The following is a 15,717-nucleotide window of genomic DNA, read 5'->3' on the forward strand; positions in this document are numbered from 1 at the left end:
GTCCACCGCGCTGGGGATTGCCCCGCAGCGGATGTCCCGCGCCCCGCATTGGACATGGATGTCCAACCAAGGGGCGGGGCAATCCCCAGCGTGGTGGGCGGCGCCGCTCCGAAGGCAGCGAGGCGTAACAGCGACGATCAAGATGGATCCCAGCTTTCGCCGGAATGACCGCCGGGATGACGGACGGGATGACGGCCGGAAACTCAGACCGCCTTGTGGTCCGGCTCGAAGAAGCTCCAGCGCACTTCCGGGAAGCTTTGCTTCAGCGCGCGCTCGACCGTGTTGATCTGGTCGGTCAGCGCCAACACGCTGTGCTCTTCGCGCATCTGCGCCTGCACCGACACCAGCACCTCGTTGCCCAGTTGCAGCGTGATCAGGCTGATCACGCGCGCGATCTCCGGACGCGCATCGAGGAACTCGCGGATCTGCTTCTGTCGCGCCGGGTCGACACTCTGGCCGATCAGCATCGCCTTGACTTCGATTGCCACGAACACCGCGACGACGATCAGCAAAGCGCCAATCGTGATCGTGCCGATCGCGTCCCACAGCGGGTTGCCGGTGACCGCGGCCAGCAGCACCGCAATCAGCGCGAACACCAGGCCGAACAGCGCCGCCAGGTCCTCGCCGAAGATCACCACCAGTTCGGCCTGGCGGCTCTCGCGGAACCATTGCCACAGGCTGCGATCGCCGCGCGCCTTATTGACCTCGAACAGGCACGCGCGCATCGACACGGCCTCGGCGATGATGCCGAACGTCAGCACGCCTGCGGCCCAGTACCAGTGCTTGATCGGCTCCGGGTTCTGCAGTTTATGGATGCCCTCGTACAGCGAGAACATGCCGCCGACGGTGAACAGCATCACCGCCACCAGGAACGACCAGAAGTAGATCGCCTTGCCATAGCCGAGCGGATAGTCCGGCGACGGCGGCTTGGAGGCCTGGCGCAGGCCGAGCAACAACAGCAGCTGGTTGCCGCAGTCGGCGAGCGAATGCACGGTCTCGGCCAGCATCGCGCTGGAGCCGGTGAAGAACGCAGCCACGCCCTTGGCGACCGCGATCGCGAAATTGGCGCCCAGCGCGAACAGGATCGCGCGGGTCGAATCACCACCACCTGCCATGAGCCTTCCTTGTGTTGTCGCTGCGCGCCGAAACCACGCCGCGCGAGTCTAGCATCGGCCCATTGCCGGCCCGGCGCATGCGGCGCCGTGCCGGCGCCGATTACCGGCAGCGATCACACGCGGCGATCACCCTCGCTGGTCTATCGCGCTCGATGGTCAATCCGCCAGTTCGCGCTGGGTGCGCTTGGGCAGCTTCTCGCGGACCAGCTCGTAGCTGCGGCGGACCAGGTCGCGCAGCTCCGCGGCGGGCACCGGCTTGGGCTGCTCGATGTGGACCCAGTGCGCCCGGGCCAGGTACGGCGCCGGGATGAAGCCGGGCCGCTCGGTCAGCTCCAGGAACCGCTCGTCCTCGACCTTGAAGCTCATGCTGCCGGCCTTCGGGCCGCGCAGGCAGATCACGCAGAACATCTTGCCGGCAACCGAGAAGACCAGGTCATCCTCCCATTTCACCGACTCCTCGACTCCCGGCCATTGCGCCAGCCAGCCCCGCACCGTGTCTTCATTCATTTCCTGCTCCCCTGCCCGAACATTTTGCCCGCCTGCAATCCACAGGCGGCCATCCGATGAACGGCCCCCGTCGGGGGCGTCCTTGTGAAGATTGTGAATACGCCTCTGCGGGGAAGTGTGCCAATATCCGTCCATGGCCGCGCGCGAACGACTACCGCCCTGGCACGAAAGAATGCGGCTTCCCAACGGCCGCGAAGTGCTCATACGCCCGATTCGGCCCGAAGACGCCGAACCCATCCGCGCGAGCTTCTCCCTGCTCGAGCCCGAAGAGGTCCGCCAGCGCTTCCTGTATGCGCTCAAGGAGCTCACGACGGACATGGCCGACCGGATGACGCGGATCAACCCCAAGACCGAGTTCGCCCTGGTCGCGGCCGAGCCGCTGCCGCCGGGCGAGGCGCTGGTCGGCGCGGTGGCGCGCATCGCCATCGACGAGAACGGGAAGGACGCCGACTTCGCCATCCTGGTCAGCCACTACGTCGCCGGCATGGGCCTGGGGCGCTACCTGATGACGCGGCTGGTGAAATGGGCCCGCGGCAAAAAGCTCGACCGGGTCTATGGCGATGTCTTCGAGCACAACCAGGCCATGCTGGCCCTGGCCGAGTCGCTGGGCTTCCAGCGCGAGTTCCAGCAGGACGCGCCCGGCCTGATCCGGGTCGCACTGGACCTGAAGACGCGCAAGGCCTGAGGTTGTCCGCCGGGCCGGCGTTGCCGCGTTGAATTCTTTGGTTGGGGGGCCTGCGGCAGGGTGCTGCCGCGCGTCCATGGAAGGACCCCACCTTCCGGACGCTGCCATGACCGTAAACGAAGAACGCCTCAACCAGTTCCTGGGCCACGCCGTGGGTGACCTTGGCGCGGCGATCAGCGCCACCCTGATGCTGGTCGGCGACCAGCTCGGCCTGTACCGGGCGCTGGCGAAACGCCCCCTGACCTCGGTGCAACTGGCCGCGGAAACCGACACCAACGAGCGCTACGTGCGCGAGTGGCTCGGCAACCAGGCCGCAGGCGGTTATGTCGAGTACGACGCGGCCGCCGACACCTATTCACTCAATCCAGAACAGGCCCTGTGCCTGGCCGACCCCGGCGGCCCGGTCGATCTTCCCGGCGCCTACTCGCTGGTCGAGGCCACGTTCCATGCGCTGGAGCGGACCAAGGAAAACTTCCGCACCGGCAAGGGCATGGAATGGGGCGAACACCACCCGTGCCTGTTCCACGGCACCGAGCGCTTCTTCCGTGCCGGCTACAACGCCAACCTGATCACCAGCTGGCTGCCGGCGCTGGACGGCGTGCTGGAAAAGCTCAAGGCCGGCGGCAAGGCCGCGGATGTCGGTTGCGGGCATGGCGCCAGCACCACGCTGATGGCGCAGGCATTTCCGAAGTCGAGCTTCATCGGCTACGACTACCACCCAGGCTCGATAGAAGTGGCAAGCGAACGGGCCCGCCAGGCGCGGGTCGACAACGCCTACTTCGAGGTGGCCGACGCCACCAGCTACAGCGGCAACCACTTCGACCTGATCGCCTTCTTCGACTGCCTGCACGACATGGCCGACCCCGTGGGCGCGGCGCGCCATGCCCTGCATGCGCTCAAGCCCGACGGCACCTGCTTGCTGGTGGAACCGTTCGCCGGCGACAGCGTCGAGGACAACCTCAACCCGGTGGGGCGTGTCTATTACGGTGCGTCTTCGCAGATCTGCGTGCCGGTGTCGCTGGCGCGCAATGGCCCCGCGCTCGGTGCGCAGGCCGGTGAAGCCCGTTTGCGCGCCGTGCTGGAAGAAGCCGGCTTCAGGCAGTTCCGCCGGGCCACGCAGACGCCGTTCAACCTCGTGCTCGAGGCGCGGCCCTGACCTGCCTTGCTGCATGCAGGAGCCGGCGAACCGGCTCCTGCGCAGCACCTGGCCTCAGACCAGGGTCAGCGTGACGTCGATGTTGCCGCGGGTCGCGTTGGAGTACGGGCAGACCTGGTGGGCCTTTTCGATCAGCGCTTCTGCCTGCTCGCGCGGCAGGCCCGGCAGCGAGATCTTCAGCTCGGCCTGGATGCCGAACGCCTGGCCCTTCGGGCCGATGCCGACACTGCCTTCGATGCTGGCGTCGGCCGGAAACGCGATCTTCTCGCGCCCGGCAACCACCTTCAGCGCGCCGATGAAGCAGGCCGAATAGCCCGCCGCGAACAGCTGCTCGGGATTGGTGCCGTCGCCGCCGGCGCCGCCGAGTTCGCGCGGCGTGGTCAGCTTGATGTCGAGCACGTTGTCGGACGAGATGGCACGGCCGTCGCGGCCGCCGGTGACAGTGGCGTGGGCGGTGTAGAGGACTTTGTCGATGGACATGGGAGGACTCCTGGTTGGGGGCTGGGGGTGCTGGGGGAAGCCGTTTCCGGCGATGGAACAGACTTGCTGGATCATCATGGTGCGAGTTGATTAGCGTGTTATTTGATAGTGCGCTATCTATATGACATGGAAGCGAAGGCTCACGCGTTCTTCGCCAGGCTCCCGCGAAGGGATTCGAGTTGCTGCTGGAGCGATTCCATCTCGTCGAGCGAGCATTCGGCGGCACACAGCAGGTCTGCCGGTACGGCCCGCGCCTTGGCCTTGAGTGCGCGGCCTTCGGCGGTCAGGGCGATGATCACCTGGCGCTCGTCGTCGGCGGCGCGCGTGCGGGTGATCCAGCCGGCCGTCTGCAGCCGCTTGAGCAGTGGCGTGAGCGTAGCCGAGTCCAGGAACAGGCGCTCGCCGATCTCGCTGACGGTGACCTGGTCGCGCTCCCACAGCACCAGCATCGCCAGGTACTGCGGATAGGTCAGGCCGAGTGGCCCGAGCAGGCGCCGGTAGACCTTGTTCAGCGCCAGCCCGGTCGAGTACAGGGCAAAGCAGACCTGCGCGTCGAGCGTCTGCGGCGCGGCGGTCTTCGCGCCCGCCTTGGCACCGGGTCTGTTGCTGGTGGCTGCGGCCCTCTTCATGTGGCGCAATTTACATAGCGCGCTATCTAATTGCAAGCGATAATTACAGCCGGCGGCGGAATACCGTGGTGCCGGGACGTTTTTCCGGCCCCGCCTGTCCCACTCACGTAAAATGCAGCCTCTTTGCGCTGGCGGCGATGGCTGCCGGCGCTGCATTCGTTTTCTCGCTCGAGACGCCCCCGCCGATGCCGAAGACCGATTTCCCGACCCCTCCCCTGCCCAAGGCGGGACGGCCGCGCGCCTGGTGGCGTGCGCCGGCGTCGCCGTCGGCGCTGGCCTTCCACATCGCTTCGGCCGCCCTTGCCCATGCCGGCCCGGTGCTGGCGGTCGCACGCGACAACCAGACCGCGCACCAGCTCGAATCCGACCTGCAAACACTGCTGGGCGGACAGGCCGGGCTGCCGGTGCTGGCGTTCCCGGACTGGGAAACGCTGCCGTACGACATCTTCAGCCCGCATCCCGACATCGTCAGCCAGCGCATGTCCGCCCTGCACCGCCTGCCCTCGCTCAAGCGCGGGATCGTGGTGGTGCCGGTGCAGACCCTGCTGCAACGCCTGGCACCGCTCAAACACATCGTCGGCGGAAGTTTCGACGTCAAGGTTGGCCAGCGCCTGGACCTGGACGCCGAAAAGCGCCGGCTGGAATCGGCCGGCTACCGCCATGTCCCGCAGGTGCTCGACCCGGGCGACTTTGCCGTGCGCGGTGGCCTGCTCGATGTCTACCCGATGGGCGCCGAGCAACCGTTCCGCGTCGAACTGCTCGACGACGAGATCGACACCATCCGCGCTTTCGATCCGGAATCGCAGCGCTCGCTCGACAAGATCGATTCGGTGCATCTGCTGCCCGGCCGCGAGGTGCCGCTCGATGACGCCTCGCTCAAGCGCGCACTCGACAGCCTGCGCGAACGCTTCGACCTCGACACCCGCCGCAGCGCGCTCTACCAGGACCTCAAGGCCGGACTGACGCCGCCGGGCATCGAGTACTACCTGCCGCTGTTCTTCGACAAGACCGCGACGCTGTTCGATTACCTCGCTGCCGAAACGCTGCCGGTGATCGGCGACGGCGCATTCGAAGCAGCCGAGCAGTTCTGGACCAACACCGGCGAGCGCTACGAGCAGCGCCGCCACGATCTGGAACGGCCGCTGTTGCCTCCCGATGCGCTGTATCTCGCCCCGAACGCGCTGCGCGAGCGTCTCAACGAAGGCAACCGCGTCGAGGTCTGCGGTGAGGGCCATCCGCAGCGCGAGCGTGCCCAAGCCCTGGGCGACCAGCCGGCACCGGCCTTGCCGATCGCAGCCCGTGACCACGCCCCGGCCGATGCGCTCAAGTCGTTCCTTGGCAGCTATCCGGGCCGCGTGCTGATCGCGGCCGATTCGGCCGGCCGGCGCGAAGCGTTGCTGGAACTGTTGCACGCGGCCGGGATGCGGCCGGACGTGCTCCCCGGGTGGACAGCGTTTGCGCCGACCCTCACCGCAACCCCTCTCGCGCGAGCGGGAGAGGGGCTTTCACGCTTCGCCATTGCGGTGGCGCCACTGGAAGATGGCTTCGCGATCAGCGAACCGCCCATCGCGGTGCTCACCGAGCGCCAGCTGTTCCCCGAGCGCGCCAGTCAGCCGCGCCGGCGCCGCAGGGTCGGTCGCGAGCCCGAGGCGATCATCCGCGACCTGGGCGAACTCAACGAAGGCTCGCCGATCGTGCACGAGGACCATGGCGTCGGTCGTTACCGCGGCCTGATCACGCTGGAAGCCGGAGGCCTGCCAGGCGAGTACCTCGAGATCGAGTACGCCAAGGGCGACCGCCTGTACGTCCCGGTCGCGCAGCTGCACCTGATCAACCGCTACTCCGGCGCTTCGGACGAAACCGCGCCGCTGCATTCGCTGGGTGGCGAGCAGTGGACCAAGGCCAAGCGCAAGGCCGCCGAAAAGGTCCGCGATGTCGCCGCCGAACTGCTCGAGATCCAGGCCAAGCGCCAGGCCCGGGCCGGCCTTGCGATCGACATCGACCGCAGCATGTACGAACCGTTCGCGGCGGCATTCCCGTTCGAGGAAACGCCCGACCAGCATTCGGCCATCGAAGCGGTGATCCGCGACCTGGGCTCCAGCCAGCCAATGGACCGCGTGATCTGCGGCGACGTCGGCTTCGGCAAGACCGAGGTCGCCGTGCGTGCGGCCTTCGTCGCCGCCGCGGCCGGCAAGCAGGTGGCCGTGCTGGTGCCGACCACGCTGCTGGCCGAACAGCACTACCGCACCATGCGCGACCGCTTCGCCGACTGGCCGCTCAAGGTCGAGGTGCTGTCGCGCTTCAAGACCGCCAAGGAGATCAAGGCCGAGCTCGAGAAGGTCGCCGAGGGCAAGATCGATGTCGTCGTCGGCACCCATCGCCTGCTGCAACCGGATGTGCGTTTCAAGGACCTGGGCGCAGTGATCGTCGACGAGGAACAGCGCTTCGGCGTGCGCCAGAAGGAAGCGCTGAAGGCGCTGCGCGCCAACGTCCACCTCCTGACGATGACCGCCACACCCATCCCGCGCACGCTCAACATGGCCATGGCCGGCCTGCGCGACCTGTCGATCATCGCCACGCCACCGGCACACCGCCTGGCGGTGCAGACCTTCGTGGTGCCGTGGGATGACGCGCAGCTGCGCGAAGCATTCCAGCGCGAGCTGTCGCGCGGTGGCCAGGTGTACTTCCTGCACAACGACGTCGAGAGCATCGGCCGCATGCAGCGCCAGCTACAGGACCTCGTGCCGGAAGCGCGCATCGGCGTGGCCCACGGCCAGATGCCCGAGCGCGAACTGGAGCGGGTGATGCTCGACTTCCACAAGCAGCGTTTCAACGTACTGCTGTCGACGACGATCATCGAATCGGGCATCGACATCCCCAACGCCAACACCATCATCATGAACCGCGCCGACAAGTTCGGCCTGGCGCAGCTGCACCAGCTGCGCGGCCGCGTCGGTCGTTCGCACCATCGCGCCTATGCCTACCTGGTGGTGCCGGACAAGAGGTCGATCACCGCCGATGCGCGCAAGCGCCTGGATGCGATCGCGGCAATGGACGAGCTCGGCGCCGGCTTCACCCTGGCCACGCACGACCTGGAGATCCGCGGCGCCGGCGAGCTGCTGGGCGAGGAGCAGAGCGGGCAGATGGCCGAGGTCGGCTTCAGCCTGTACACCGAGCTGCTCGAACGTGCGGTGCGCTCGATCAAGCGCGGCGAGCTGCCCGACGTGGACGGCAGCCAGGCGCGCGGCGCCGACGTCGAACTGCACGTGCCCGCGCTCATCCCGGACGACTACCTGCCGGATGTGCACACCCGCCTGACGCTGTACAAGCGCATCAGCGGTGCCCGCGATGCCGACGAACTGCGCGAACTGCAGGTCGAGATGATCGACCGCTTCGGCCTGCTGCCCGACGCGGCCAAGCATCTGTTCGCGATCGCCGAGCTCAAACAGAGGGCGACGACGCTGGGCATCCGCAAGCTCGACCTGGGCGAGAAGGGCGGACGCGTGCAGTTCGTCGAGAAGCCCAACGTCGATCCGATGGCGATCATCAGGCTCATCCAGGGCCAGCCGAAGCTGTACCGGATGGAGGGGCCCGACAAGCTGCGCATGACGCTGGAGCTGCCGGACGCGCAATCGCGGCTGCTTGCCGCGCGCGGGATAGTGACGGCATTGCAGCCGGCCTGACGATCTGCCTGGGCAGGATTGAGCGTCCTCGCGGTATCGTGGCGCGCAGTCCATCCGCGGAATCGCACGATGAAGCCCACCCTGCCCGTCCGGTTCGCTCTTCCTGTCCTGCTCGCGCTCGCCTTTCTCGGCGGCTGCGCGGGCGCACCGCCGCCGGCGACCAAGACAACCACCTTCATCCTCGTGCGTCACGCCGAAAAGGTCGCGGACGGGTCGAAGGACCCAGAGCTGACACCGGCCGGCCTGACCCGCGCCGATGCGCTCGCGGCACGACTGGCCGACGTTCCGCTCGCCGCCGTCTATTCGACCGCCTATCGCCGCACGCAGCAGACCGCGGCGCCGACGGCCCGCGGGCATGCGCTGGCAGTTACCGCCTACGACGCCAAGGAGCCCGCCGCCCAGCTTTCATCGCGGCTGCAGCGCGAACACGCCGGCGACACCGTGCTCGTGGTCGGCCACAGCAACACCATTCCGGGCATTGCCGCGGCGTTGTGCAACTGCGTCGTGGCGGAGATGAGCGAGACCGAGTACGACCGCCTGACAACGGTGCAGATCGGTGCGGACGGCAAGGCCACGCTCGAGGAAGGCCGGCAGTAGTCGGCCCGGCAACGTCACCGCCCTACAGCTGCGACTCCACCGGCAGCCAGGCGATCACGCGCGCGACCATCCTTCGCCCCATGCCCACGGCCGGCTCGTGCGTCCACTCGCGCGCGGGCTCGGTCGAGCCATCGCGCCAGCGCAGTTCGCCGTCCTGCAGCCAGAGCCGGTAGCTGTAGCGTGGACCGGTCTTGAGCTTGTAGTTGGCCAGCATGTCGGCGCCGAGCTGGCGGTCGCTGAAGAGGATGCCCATCTCGGTATTGAGGTTGATCGAACGCGGGTCGAGGTTGAACGAACCGACGAACCCGACATTGCGGTCGACCACGAACGCCTTCGTGTGCAGGCTGGCGCCACTGGAGCCGATGCCACTGCCACTGCCGATGCCGCCGATGCCACCGACCCGCCCGCCCTGGCCGCTGTTGGCCATCAGCTCGAACACGTCGATGCCACCCTCGAGCAGCGGCAGCCGGTACGGCGCGTAGCCGCCGTGCACGGCGGTGACGTCGGTGGCCGCCAGCGAGTTGGTGATCACGCCGACGTGGACGCCGCGCTTGCGCAGCGCGACCAGCGCGGCAACGCCCCGGTCGCCGGGCACGAAATACGGAGAACTGAAGAACAGCTCGCTGCGTGCGGCCAGCGCGGCCGGGATCAGGATGTCGGCCAGCCAGGCCTTCCTCGGCGCGCCTTCGGCCTTTTCCGGCGGGTCCGAGTAGACATGCGCGTCGCGGGTCCAGCGCGGCAGCTTCTCGCCGCGCAGCAGTGCGCCGATGGTCGGAGCCTGGCGCAACCTTGCCAGATAGGGATGGGCATCGCGCGAGCCACGATCGAGTTCGATGATCCGACGCAACCGCTGCAGCGAACGCTCGTCGCTGTCCACCAGCGCCGCCAGCGGGATGGCCGAGGCGCTGTTCCAGAACGCGTCGAAGATGGCGGCGGTTTCCTGCACAGGCGGCCCGACCACGGCCAGGTCGGCATCCATGAAATTGGATTCCGGCGAGGCCCCGAAGTATTCGTCGCCGATGTTGCGGCCGCCGACCACCGCGATCCTGCCGTCGACGATCCACGCCTTGTTGTGCATGCGCCGGTTGAGGCTGAAGCCGCGCAGCAGCAGCTCCACGCCGCGCATGAAGCTCGATGCACGCGCACGCGACGGATTGAACATGCGCACTTCGATGTTGCGGTGCTGGTCCAGCGCGGCCAGCAGCGAGTCCTTCTTGTGTGCGTTGAGATCGTCCAGCAGCAGGCGCACGCGCACGCCACGATCGGCCGCGCGCAGGATTTCGTGGATGATCAGGTTGCCGGTGAGGTCCGGCTTCCAGATGTAGTACTGCAGGTCGAGGCTGCGTCCGGCGGCACGCGCGGCAAGCGCACGCACCGCGAAGGCATCGAGGTTGTCGGTGATCAGCGACAGCCCGGCTTCGCCCGGATGCGCCTGCGTCATCGGCGCCACCGCGCGGTCCACTGCCGTCTCGATGCGATCGGCGGCAATGGCCTGCGAGGGTTCGCCGCGGGCATACGCGGCGAAGCGGCCATAGCTGAAGACCGACAGCGCCGAGGCCACGACCAGGGCAATCGCGGCGATCCCGAACCAGCGCAGCGTCCTGGTCATGGCTTCGTGCTCATTTGGAGGGCGCTGGTGGCGGGCACGAAACGATTCTAGCCATGGCCCCTGCACGGCCACTTCACATCGCCGCTTACAATCGCCGGCCATGAGCCCCCTGACGAAACTGTTCGCCAGCGCCACCGCGCTGACTGCCATCCTGGCCGGCTGCAGCAGCCCGGTTCGCACCGGCGCACCGGTGTCGACCAGCCAGCCATTCACGCTGGAACCCGGCGGCCGCGCCGCGTTGCCGCAGCAGGCGTCGTTGCGTTACATCGGCGTCGACAGCGATTCGCGCTGCCCGCCGGATGTGCAGTGCGTCTGGGCGGGCGACGCGCAGGTGCGGCTGGTGTTCGAACAGTCGGGCAAGCAGCTCCAGGTCGTCCTGCACACCGCCAATCCCGCGCCGCAACCGCTGGGCCCATGGACGCTGGTGCTGGTCGGCCTGCAACGTGGCGCCGCCCCGGCGGCGACGTTGCGCCTGGACCAGGCCGGCGCCGCCACCGGCCAGTAGCGATGACGGCCACAACGGGCTGTTGCGCGAAACGCAACGCAGCCGTCGGCCCTGGCATGCCAAGCTGCCAGCTGCTCCGATCACGACGAGGAACGACATGACCACGATCGTCTCACCGCGCGTACACGACCTCGGCGGATTCCAGGTGCGGCGCGCCGTGCCGAGCATCCAGGCCCGCTCGGTCGGGCCGTTCGTGTTCGTCGACCACATGGGCCCGGCGGTGTTCGAACCCGGCCGCGGCATCGACGTACGGCCGCACCCGCACATCGGGCTGGCGACGGTGACGTTCCTGTGGTCGGGCTCGATCACCCACCGCGACACGCTCGGCAGCGAACAGGACATCAACCCGGGCGACGTCAACTGGATGACCGCCGGACGCGGCATCGCCCACTCCGAACGCACCCCGGCGACGCTGCGCGAGCACGACCATCCGTTGCACGGCATGCAGACCTGGGTGGCGCTGCCGCGTGCGCATGAGGAAGCCGAACCCGGCTTCTTCCATCACCCATCCGCGGCGCTGCCGCAGCAGCGTCGCGACGGCAGTTGGCTGCGCATCGTCGCCGGCCGCGGCTACGGCGAGGAATCGCCGGTGAAGGTCTACAACGACACGCTGTACGTCGCCATCGACCTGGATGCCGACGCCGAACTGGCACTCGACGACGGCCACGCCGAGCGGGCGCTGTATGTGCTGGAGGGAGACGCCCAGCTCGACGGGGTCGACATCCCGGCCATGCACCTGGTCGTGCTCGACCCGGGCACCCGGCCCAGGCTGCGCGCGCGCACGCCGCTCAAGGCCATGCTGCTGGGTGGCGAGCCGCTGGACGGGCCGCGCCACCTGTGGTGGAACTTCGTCTCCAGCTCGAAGGAGCGTATCGAGCAGGCCAAGCTGGACTGGCAGGAGGGACGCTTCGGGAAGGTCCCCGGCGACGACGAGTTCATCCCCCTCCCGGAGCGTTGAGGCCCCCTGCCGGAGCGTTGAGGCCCCCTGCCGAGGCGTTGAGGCCTCCTGGCGGGGGTCCAGGCCCCGCAAGGGCCGGCGACTCCCCGCCCCTCGCGGCCCCACTGCCCCCGGCCGACCCCGCCGACCCATAAGTTCGGCCACCCGCCTATTAAGGATCGTTATTTGTCAAGTGCCGTTTTCTGGACTATGTTCGGTCCAGATCGGGCAACTTGATCACGTTTTGATCAATCCGTTCTGGCGTTTTGGGGTTTGGGGCTGTTAGGCAATGACCACAGGGGGTTAGTCGTGAAGACGACGGCATGGCGTATGTCGGCCTTGCCCGTGCTCGCCGGGCTCATGTTCGCGGCGAACGCACAGGCGCAAGACCAGGGGACGTGTCCACAGCTACCGGCAAGCTCGGGGCTGATCTGGGAGTACAAGGGCAGTGGCGGCGGCGATTTCTGCCGGGCGCTGCGCGAGGATGGCTCCGAAGCTTTCGGCCTTTACATCGCGGCCAAGTCACCGTTCACGCCCAAGCGCGGCAACCGCGCCGAAGCCGGCGTGATCGATGGCCAGACGATGTTCTGGTACAAGGGCGAAGTGGCGATCCGGCCGGACATGCAGGTTCGCGAAACGCTGATCGAGCTGCCTGACGGGCGCACCGCGCACATCTGGCTGCAGGCAAGCGATACGCAGCTGGGCAATTCGATCATGCAGGCGCAGTCGATCCGCTTCCCGGCGACGCGATTGACCAGCAAGTAGGTCACTGAAGGCGCCGCGGCCTGGCCGCGGCCCGTGGAGGCGCGCGTCCGTCGCGCGGGTACCTCCGGTTGCGCTGCGGGCGGGCACGCCTGAGCGCCCACAATCTGACCCTGCATCGCCAGCCCTGCATCACTCTGGCTCTACAACTGCGCCCTAAGATAGGCCGGCCCCGCCTTGCGGCCGGGCATGTCACTGCATCAGCACCGCTCGGGTGGTTGGTTGGCAGTAGCGCCCGGGCTTCCGTCGTTTCGCAAGGAAGGATCTGGAGGCAGCATGATCAAGCGTCTCGGGGCAGAGTTCATCGGCACGTTCTGGCTGGTACTGGGCGGTTGCGGCAGTGCGGTGCTGGCGGCCAACTTCGGCGGTGATGGCAACCCGCTGGGCATCGGGTTTCTCGGCGTGGCGCTCGCGTTCGGCCTGACGGTGCTGACCGGTGCATACGCGCTTGGCCACATTTCCGGTGGTCACTTCAATCCGGCAGTCAGTTTCGGTCTTTGGGCCGGCGGTCGTTTCCCGGCGCGCGATCTGTTGCCCTACATCATTGCGCAGGTGCTCGGCGGTCTGTTCGCCGGTTTCATCCTGTGGCAGATCGCCAGTGGCACGGCCACATTCGCGGTCGATCCGAATGCCGCCGGGGCGTTCGCCAGCAACGGTTACGGTTCGCATTCGCCGGGCGGTTATTCGGTGGCCGCGGCGTTCCTGTGCGAGGTGGTGATGACGGCGATGTTCCTGGTGGTGATCCTGGGTGCGACGCATCCGCGGGCGCCAGCCGGTTTCGGGCCGTTGGCCATTGGTCTTGCGCTGACGTTGATCCACTTGATCAGCATTCCGGTCACCAACACGTCGGTGAATCCGGCGCGTTCGACCGGCGTTGCGGTGTTTGCCGGGGCGGCGGCCATTTCGCAGCTGTGGCTGTTCTGGGTGGCGCCGATCGCAGGCGGTCTGCTCGGTGGCGTGATCTATCGCTGGCTGGGTGACGACGGGCAGCGCTGAGGCTCCTCGTACTTGCCAACCTTGAGGGCCACGCTGATCGGTGTGGCCCTTTTTAACGCCGCCGCTGAGGTTGGGTGGTCGGTGGGGGAGGAGGTGGGGTGCGTTCCGCGAACCTCCGCTTCGCTGCGTTAATCGTTCGCGAAATACACCCCACCCCCTCCTTCCCGAAGCTGCAGTCGATTTAATGACTTCGCGTGTTGGTGCTCTTGCGCAGCCCGCGAGATGTGGCTGCAAGGACGGGACTCGGGCTGCATCGATACAGGGCGGTGTCCGTGCCCTACTCATTCGCGCGTCCGCTCGGTGAGCTCGGTCCCGGACGCCCGCGAAAAGTTCAGGTGGTTCCAAAAGAAAAACGGTTGCCCGTCATTCCCGTGAAGGCGGGAATGACGGGCACGAACAACGACGCTGGGTTCCCGCCTTCGCGGGAATGACGGTGAGCCCCTCTCCCGTTTACGGGAGAGGGGTCGGGGTGAGGGCACCGAAGACCGGGCAATGAATTACTGGAGCGTCGTTCGACGGGCCGGGGATTGATCCGCAGCGGGACATGGATGTCCCGCGCCCCGCATCGGACATGGATGTCCGACCAAGGGGCGGAGCAATCCCCGGGCCGGCGGACGGCGCCCCTCCGAAGAGGCGCCGCCACTCCGACGAAACGGCGGCTCTCCGAAGAGACGGCGCCACTCCGCAAAACTCAGGCGCGCGACGTTAGAACCGCCCTTCCTGGAAATCGACGAAGGCCTGCATGATCTGCTCCTTCGTGTTCATCACGAACGGACCGTAGCGAGCGACGGGCTCGCGCAGAGGACGGCCGCCCACCAGGATCACGCGTACACCGTGCGTGCCGGCGCGCAGCTTGAAGATGCGGCCGCCATTGAGAACGGCCAACTGTTGCATCGACAGTGCGCGTGCATCGTCGCCGTCGCCCACCGTGCCCTCGCCTTCGAACGCATAGACGAACGCGTTGTGGCCGTCGGGCAACTCGTACTGCCACGATGCACCTGCCGCCAACTCGATGTCGAGGTAGAGCGGATCGGTGGCCGGCTGCTGGATCGGGCCGGCGATGTCGCCGATGCGACCGGCGATCAGCTTCACGTTGACGCCCGGTGCAGGCTGCAACTGCGGAATGCGATCGGGTGCGAACTCCTGGTACTGCGGATCGGCCATTTTCTCGCTGGCCGGCAGGTTCACCCACAGCTGGAAACCGCGCATGCGACCTTCGTGCTGCTCGGGCATCTCCGAATGCACCAGGCCGCGACCGGCCGTCATCCACTGCACGCTGCCGGGCACCAGCACACCTTCGTTGCCGTGGTTGTCCTTGTGGCGCATGCGCCCGTCGAGCATGTAGGTGACCGTCTCGAAGCCGCGATGCGGATGGTCCGGGAAGCCGGCCAGGTAATCCTCGGGCTTGTCGGTGCCGAACTCGTCCAGCAACAGGAACGGATCGAGCATGTCCAGCTGCGGCGTGCCGATCACCCGCGTCAGGCGTACGCCGGCGCCGTCGGAGGCCGGCATGCCGCGGATGACGCGGCCGATGCGGGCGAAGTCCTGGCTGGTGTCGATATGGCTCATGGCGAACTCCGGAACTGGGTATCAGCGCAACAATGTCGGGGGTCGGCGCGACCGCTGCCAGCGCCGCGGATGGAACGATCCATTACACCGCCGCCGGCCCGTCGCGCACTTGGTTGGGGTCAGCCGCGGCGGCTTAGGACGTAGACCGTGGCGGGCGGCACATTGAGCAGCAGGAACTCGCCGCGCTCGACCTCCAGGCCAAGCTCCTCGGCCACGTCGGCGGCCAGCGGCGACTGCGGGCCGTAGGTGAACTGCAGGAAGCGCCCGCCTTCACGCAGGCAGGCGAAGGCCGCACGCAGCGCGCGCGTGATCGCGCCCGTGCCACCGCCCAGCTCGATCACCCGGCGCGCGCCCTCCGGCAAGGCGGCGACCATCGCCGCGGCCAGGTCTCGGCCCGAGGGCGTGACCGCCGCGGTGCGCGCCGGATTGCGCAGCCATTGCCGGAAGAACGTCCACGAACCTTTCGGGAGCGTCAGCTGGCGCATGC

Annotated in this window: 15 protein-coding genes; 8 read left to right on the top strand and 7 right to left on the bottom strand. The window is 67.6% G+C overall.

The annotated features are described in order from the left end of the window. Positions 1-203: 203 nt before the first annotated feature. Both AC1DER_RS05470 and AC1DER_RS05475 read right to left on the bottom strand, forming a co-directional pair. Positions 204-1,115 carry a cation diffusion facilitator family transporter gene (locus tag AC1DER_RS05470; protein WP_477246494.1) on the bottom strand — a complete coding sequence of 304 codons (912 nt, stop codon included), beginning with the start codon at positions 1,113-1,115 and terminating at the stop codon, positions 204-206. A 156-nt stretch (positions 1,116-1,271) separates the two neighbouring features. After that, positions 1,272-1,622, bottom strand: coding sequence for an MmcQ/YjbR family DNA-binding protein (locus AC1DER_RS05475; RefSeq protein ID WP_477246496.1), 351 nt, complete (start codon positions 1,620-1,622; stop codon positions 1,272-1,274). A 133-nt stretch (positions 1,623-1,755) separates the two neighbouring features. Here AC1DER_RS05475 and AC1DER_RS05480 point away from each other — a divergent pair, with 133 nt between their 5' ends. Both AC1DER_RS05480 and AC1DER_RS05485 read left to right on the top strand, forming a co-directional pair. After that, entirely contained in the window at positions 1,756-2,307 is a 552-nt protein-coding gene (locus AC1DER_RS05480) for a GNAT family N-acetyltransferase (protein WP_441815036.1), read from the top strand. Between the two features lie 106 nt (positions 2,308-2,413). After that, positions 2,414-3,463 (top strand): class I SAM-dependent methyltransferase, encoded by a 1,050-nt coding sequence (locus AC1DER_RS05485; RefSeq protein ID WP_477246498.1) that lies wholly within the window; start codon positions 2,414-2,416, stop codon positions 3,461-3,463. A gap of 54 nt (positions 3,464-3,517) precedes the next feature. On the opposite strand, the gene AC1DER_RS05490 is transcribed toward AC1DER_RS05485, so the two are convergent. After that, positions 3,518-3,943, bottom strand: a complete 426-nt coding sequence (locus tag AC1DER_RS05490; RefSeq protein ID WP_441815038.1) for an organic hydroperoxide resistance protein — start codon at positions 3,941-3,943, stop codon at positions 3,518-3,520. Between the two features lie 140 nt (positions 3,944-4,083). Beyond that, complete coding sequence (locus AC1DER_RS05495) at positions 4,084-4,572, bottom strand: MarR family winged helix-turn-helix transcriptional regulator (protein WP_477246500.1); 489 nt, start codon at positions 4,570-4,572, stop codon at positions 4,084-4,086. Positions 4,573-4,757: 185 nt separating this feature from the next. On the opposite strand from AC1DER_RS05495, the gene mfd reads away from it, so the two are divergent. Further along, positions 4,758-8,255, top strand: coding sequence for a transcription-repair coupling factor (mfd, locus tag AC1DER_RS05500; RefSeq protein ID WP_477246502.1), 3,498 nt, complete (start codon positions 4,758-4,760; stop codon positions 8,253-8,255). A 69-nt stretch (positions 8,256-8,324) separates the two neighbouring features. Continuing rightward, on the top strand, positions 8,325-8,852 hold the full coding sequence (locus tag AC1DER_RS05505; RefSeq protein ID WP_477246504.1) for a SixA phosphatase family protein: 528 nt from the start codon (positions 8,325-8,327) through the stop codon (positions 8,850-8,852). 22 nt (positions 8,853-8,874) lie between these two features. On the opposite strand, the gene AC1DER_RS05510 is transcribed toward AC1DER_RS05505, so the two are convergent. Continuing rightward, complete coding sequence (locus AC1DER_RS05510; RefSeq protein ID WP_477246506.1) at positions 8,875-10,461, bottom strand: phospholipase D family protein; 1,587 nt, start codon at positions 10,459-10,461, stop codon at positions 8,875-8,877. 100 nt (positions 10,462-10,561) lie between these two features. On the opposite strand from AC1DER_RS05510, the gene AC1DER_RS05515 reads away from it, so the two are divergent. The 4 genes from AC1DER_RS05515 (at position 10,562) to aqpZ (ending at position 13,661) form a co-directional block, all read left to right on the top strand. Continuing rightward, a complete protein-coding gene (locus AC1DER_RS05515) occupies positions 10,562-10,966 on the top strand; it encodes a hypothetical protein (protein ID WP_477246508.1) in 405 nt (134 codons plus the stop codon). Positions 10,967-11,063: 97 nt separating this feature from the next. Further along, the gene (locus AC1DER_RS05520) at positions 11,064-11,924 is read left to right on the top strand and encodes a pirin family protein (protein WP_477246510.1); all 861 of its coding nucleotides are present in this window, start codon (positions 11,064-11,066) and stop codon (positions 11,922-11,924) included. Positions 11,925-12,212: 288 nt separating this feature from the next. After that, complete coding sequence (locus AC1DER_RS05525; protein ID WP_477357730.1) at positions 12,213-12,668, top strand: hypothetical protein; 456 nt, start codon at positions 12,213-12,215, stop codon at positions 12,666-12,668. Positions 12,669-12,941: 273 nt separating this feature from the next. After that, positions 12,942-13,661 carry an aquaporin Z gene (aqpZ, locus tag AC1DER_RS05530; RefSeq protein WP_441815046.1) on the top strand — a complete coding sequence of 240 codons (720 nt, stop codon included), beginning with the start codon at positions 12,942-12,944 and terminating at the stop codon, positions 13,659-13,661. Between the two features lie 705 nt (positions 13,662-14,366). Here the strand turns inward: aqpZ and AC1DER_RS05535 are convergent. Then, positions 14,367-15,230 (bottom strand): pirin family protein, encoded by an 864-nt coding sequence (locus AC1DER_RS05535; protein WP_477248149.1) that lies wholly within the window; start codon positions 15,228-15,230, stop codon positions 14,367-14,369. 119 nt (positions 15,231-15,349) lie between these two features. Further along, positions 15,350-15,715 (bottom strand): hypothetical protein, encoded by a 366-nt coding sequence (locus AC1DER_RS05540; RefSeq protein WP_477248151.1) that lies wholly within the window; start codon positions 15,713-15,715, stop codon positions 15,350-15,352. Positions 15,716-15,717: the final 2 nt, after the last annotated feature.

Source organism: Lysobacter sp. 05T417, assembly GCF_056396405.1.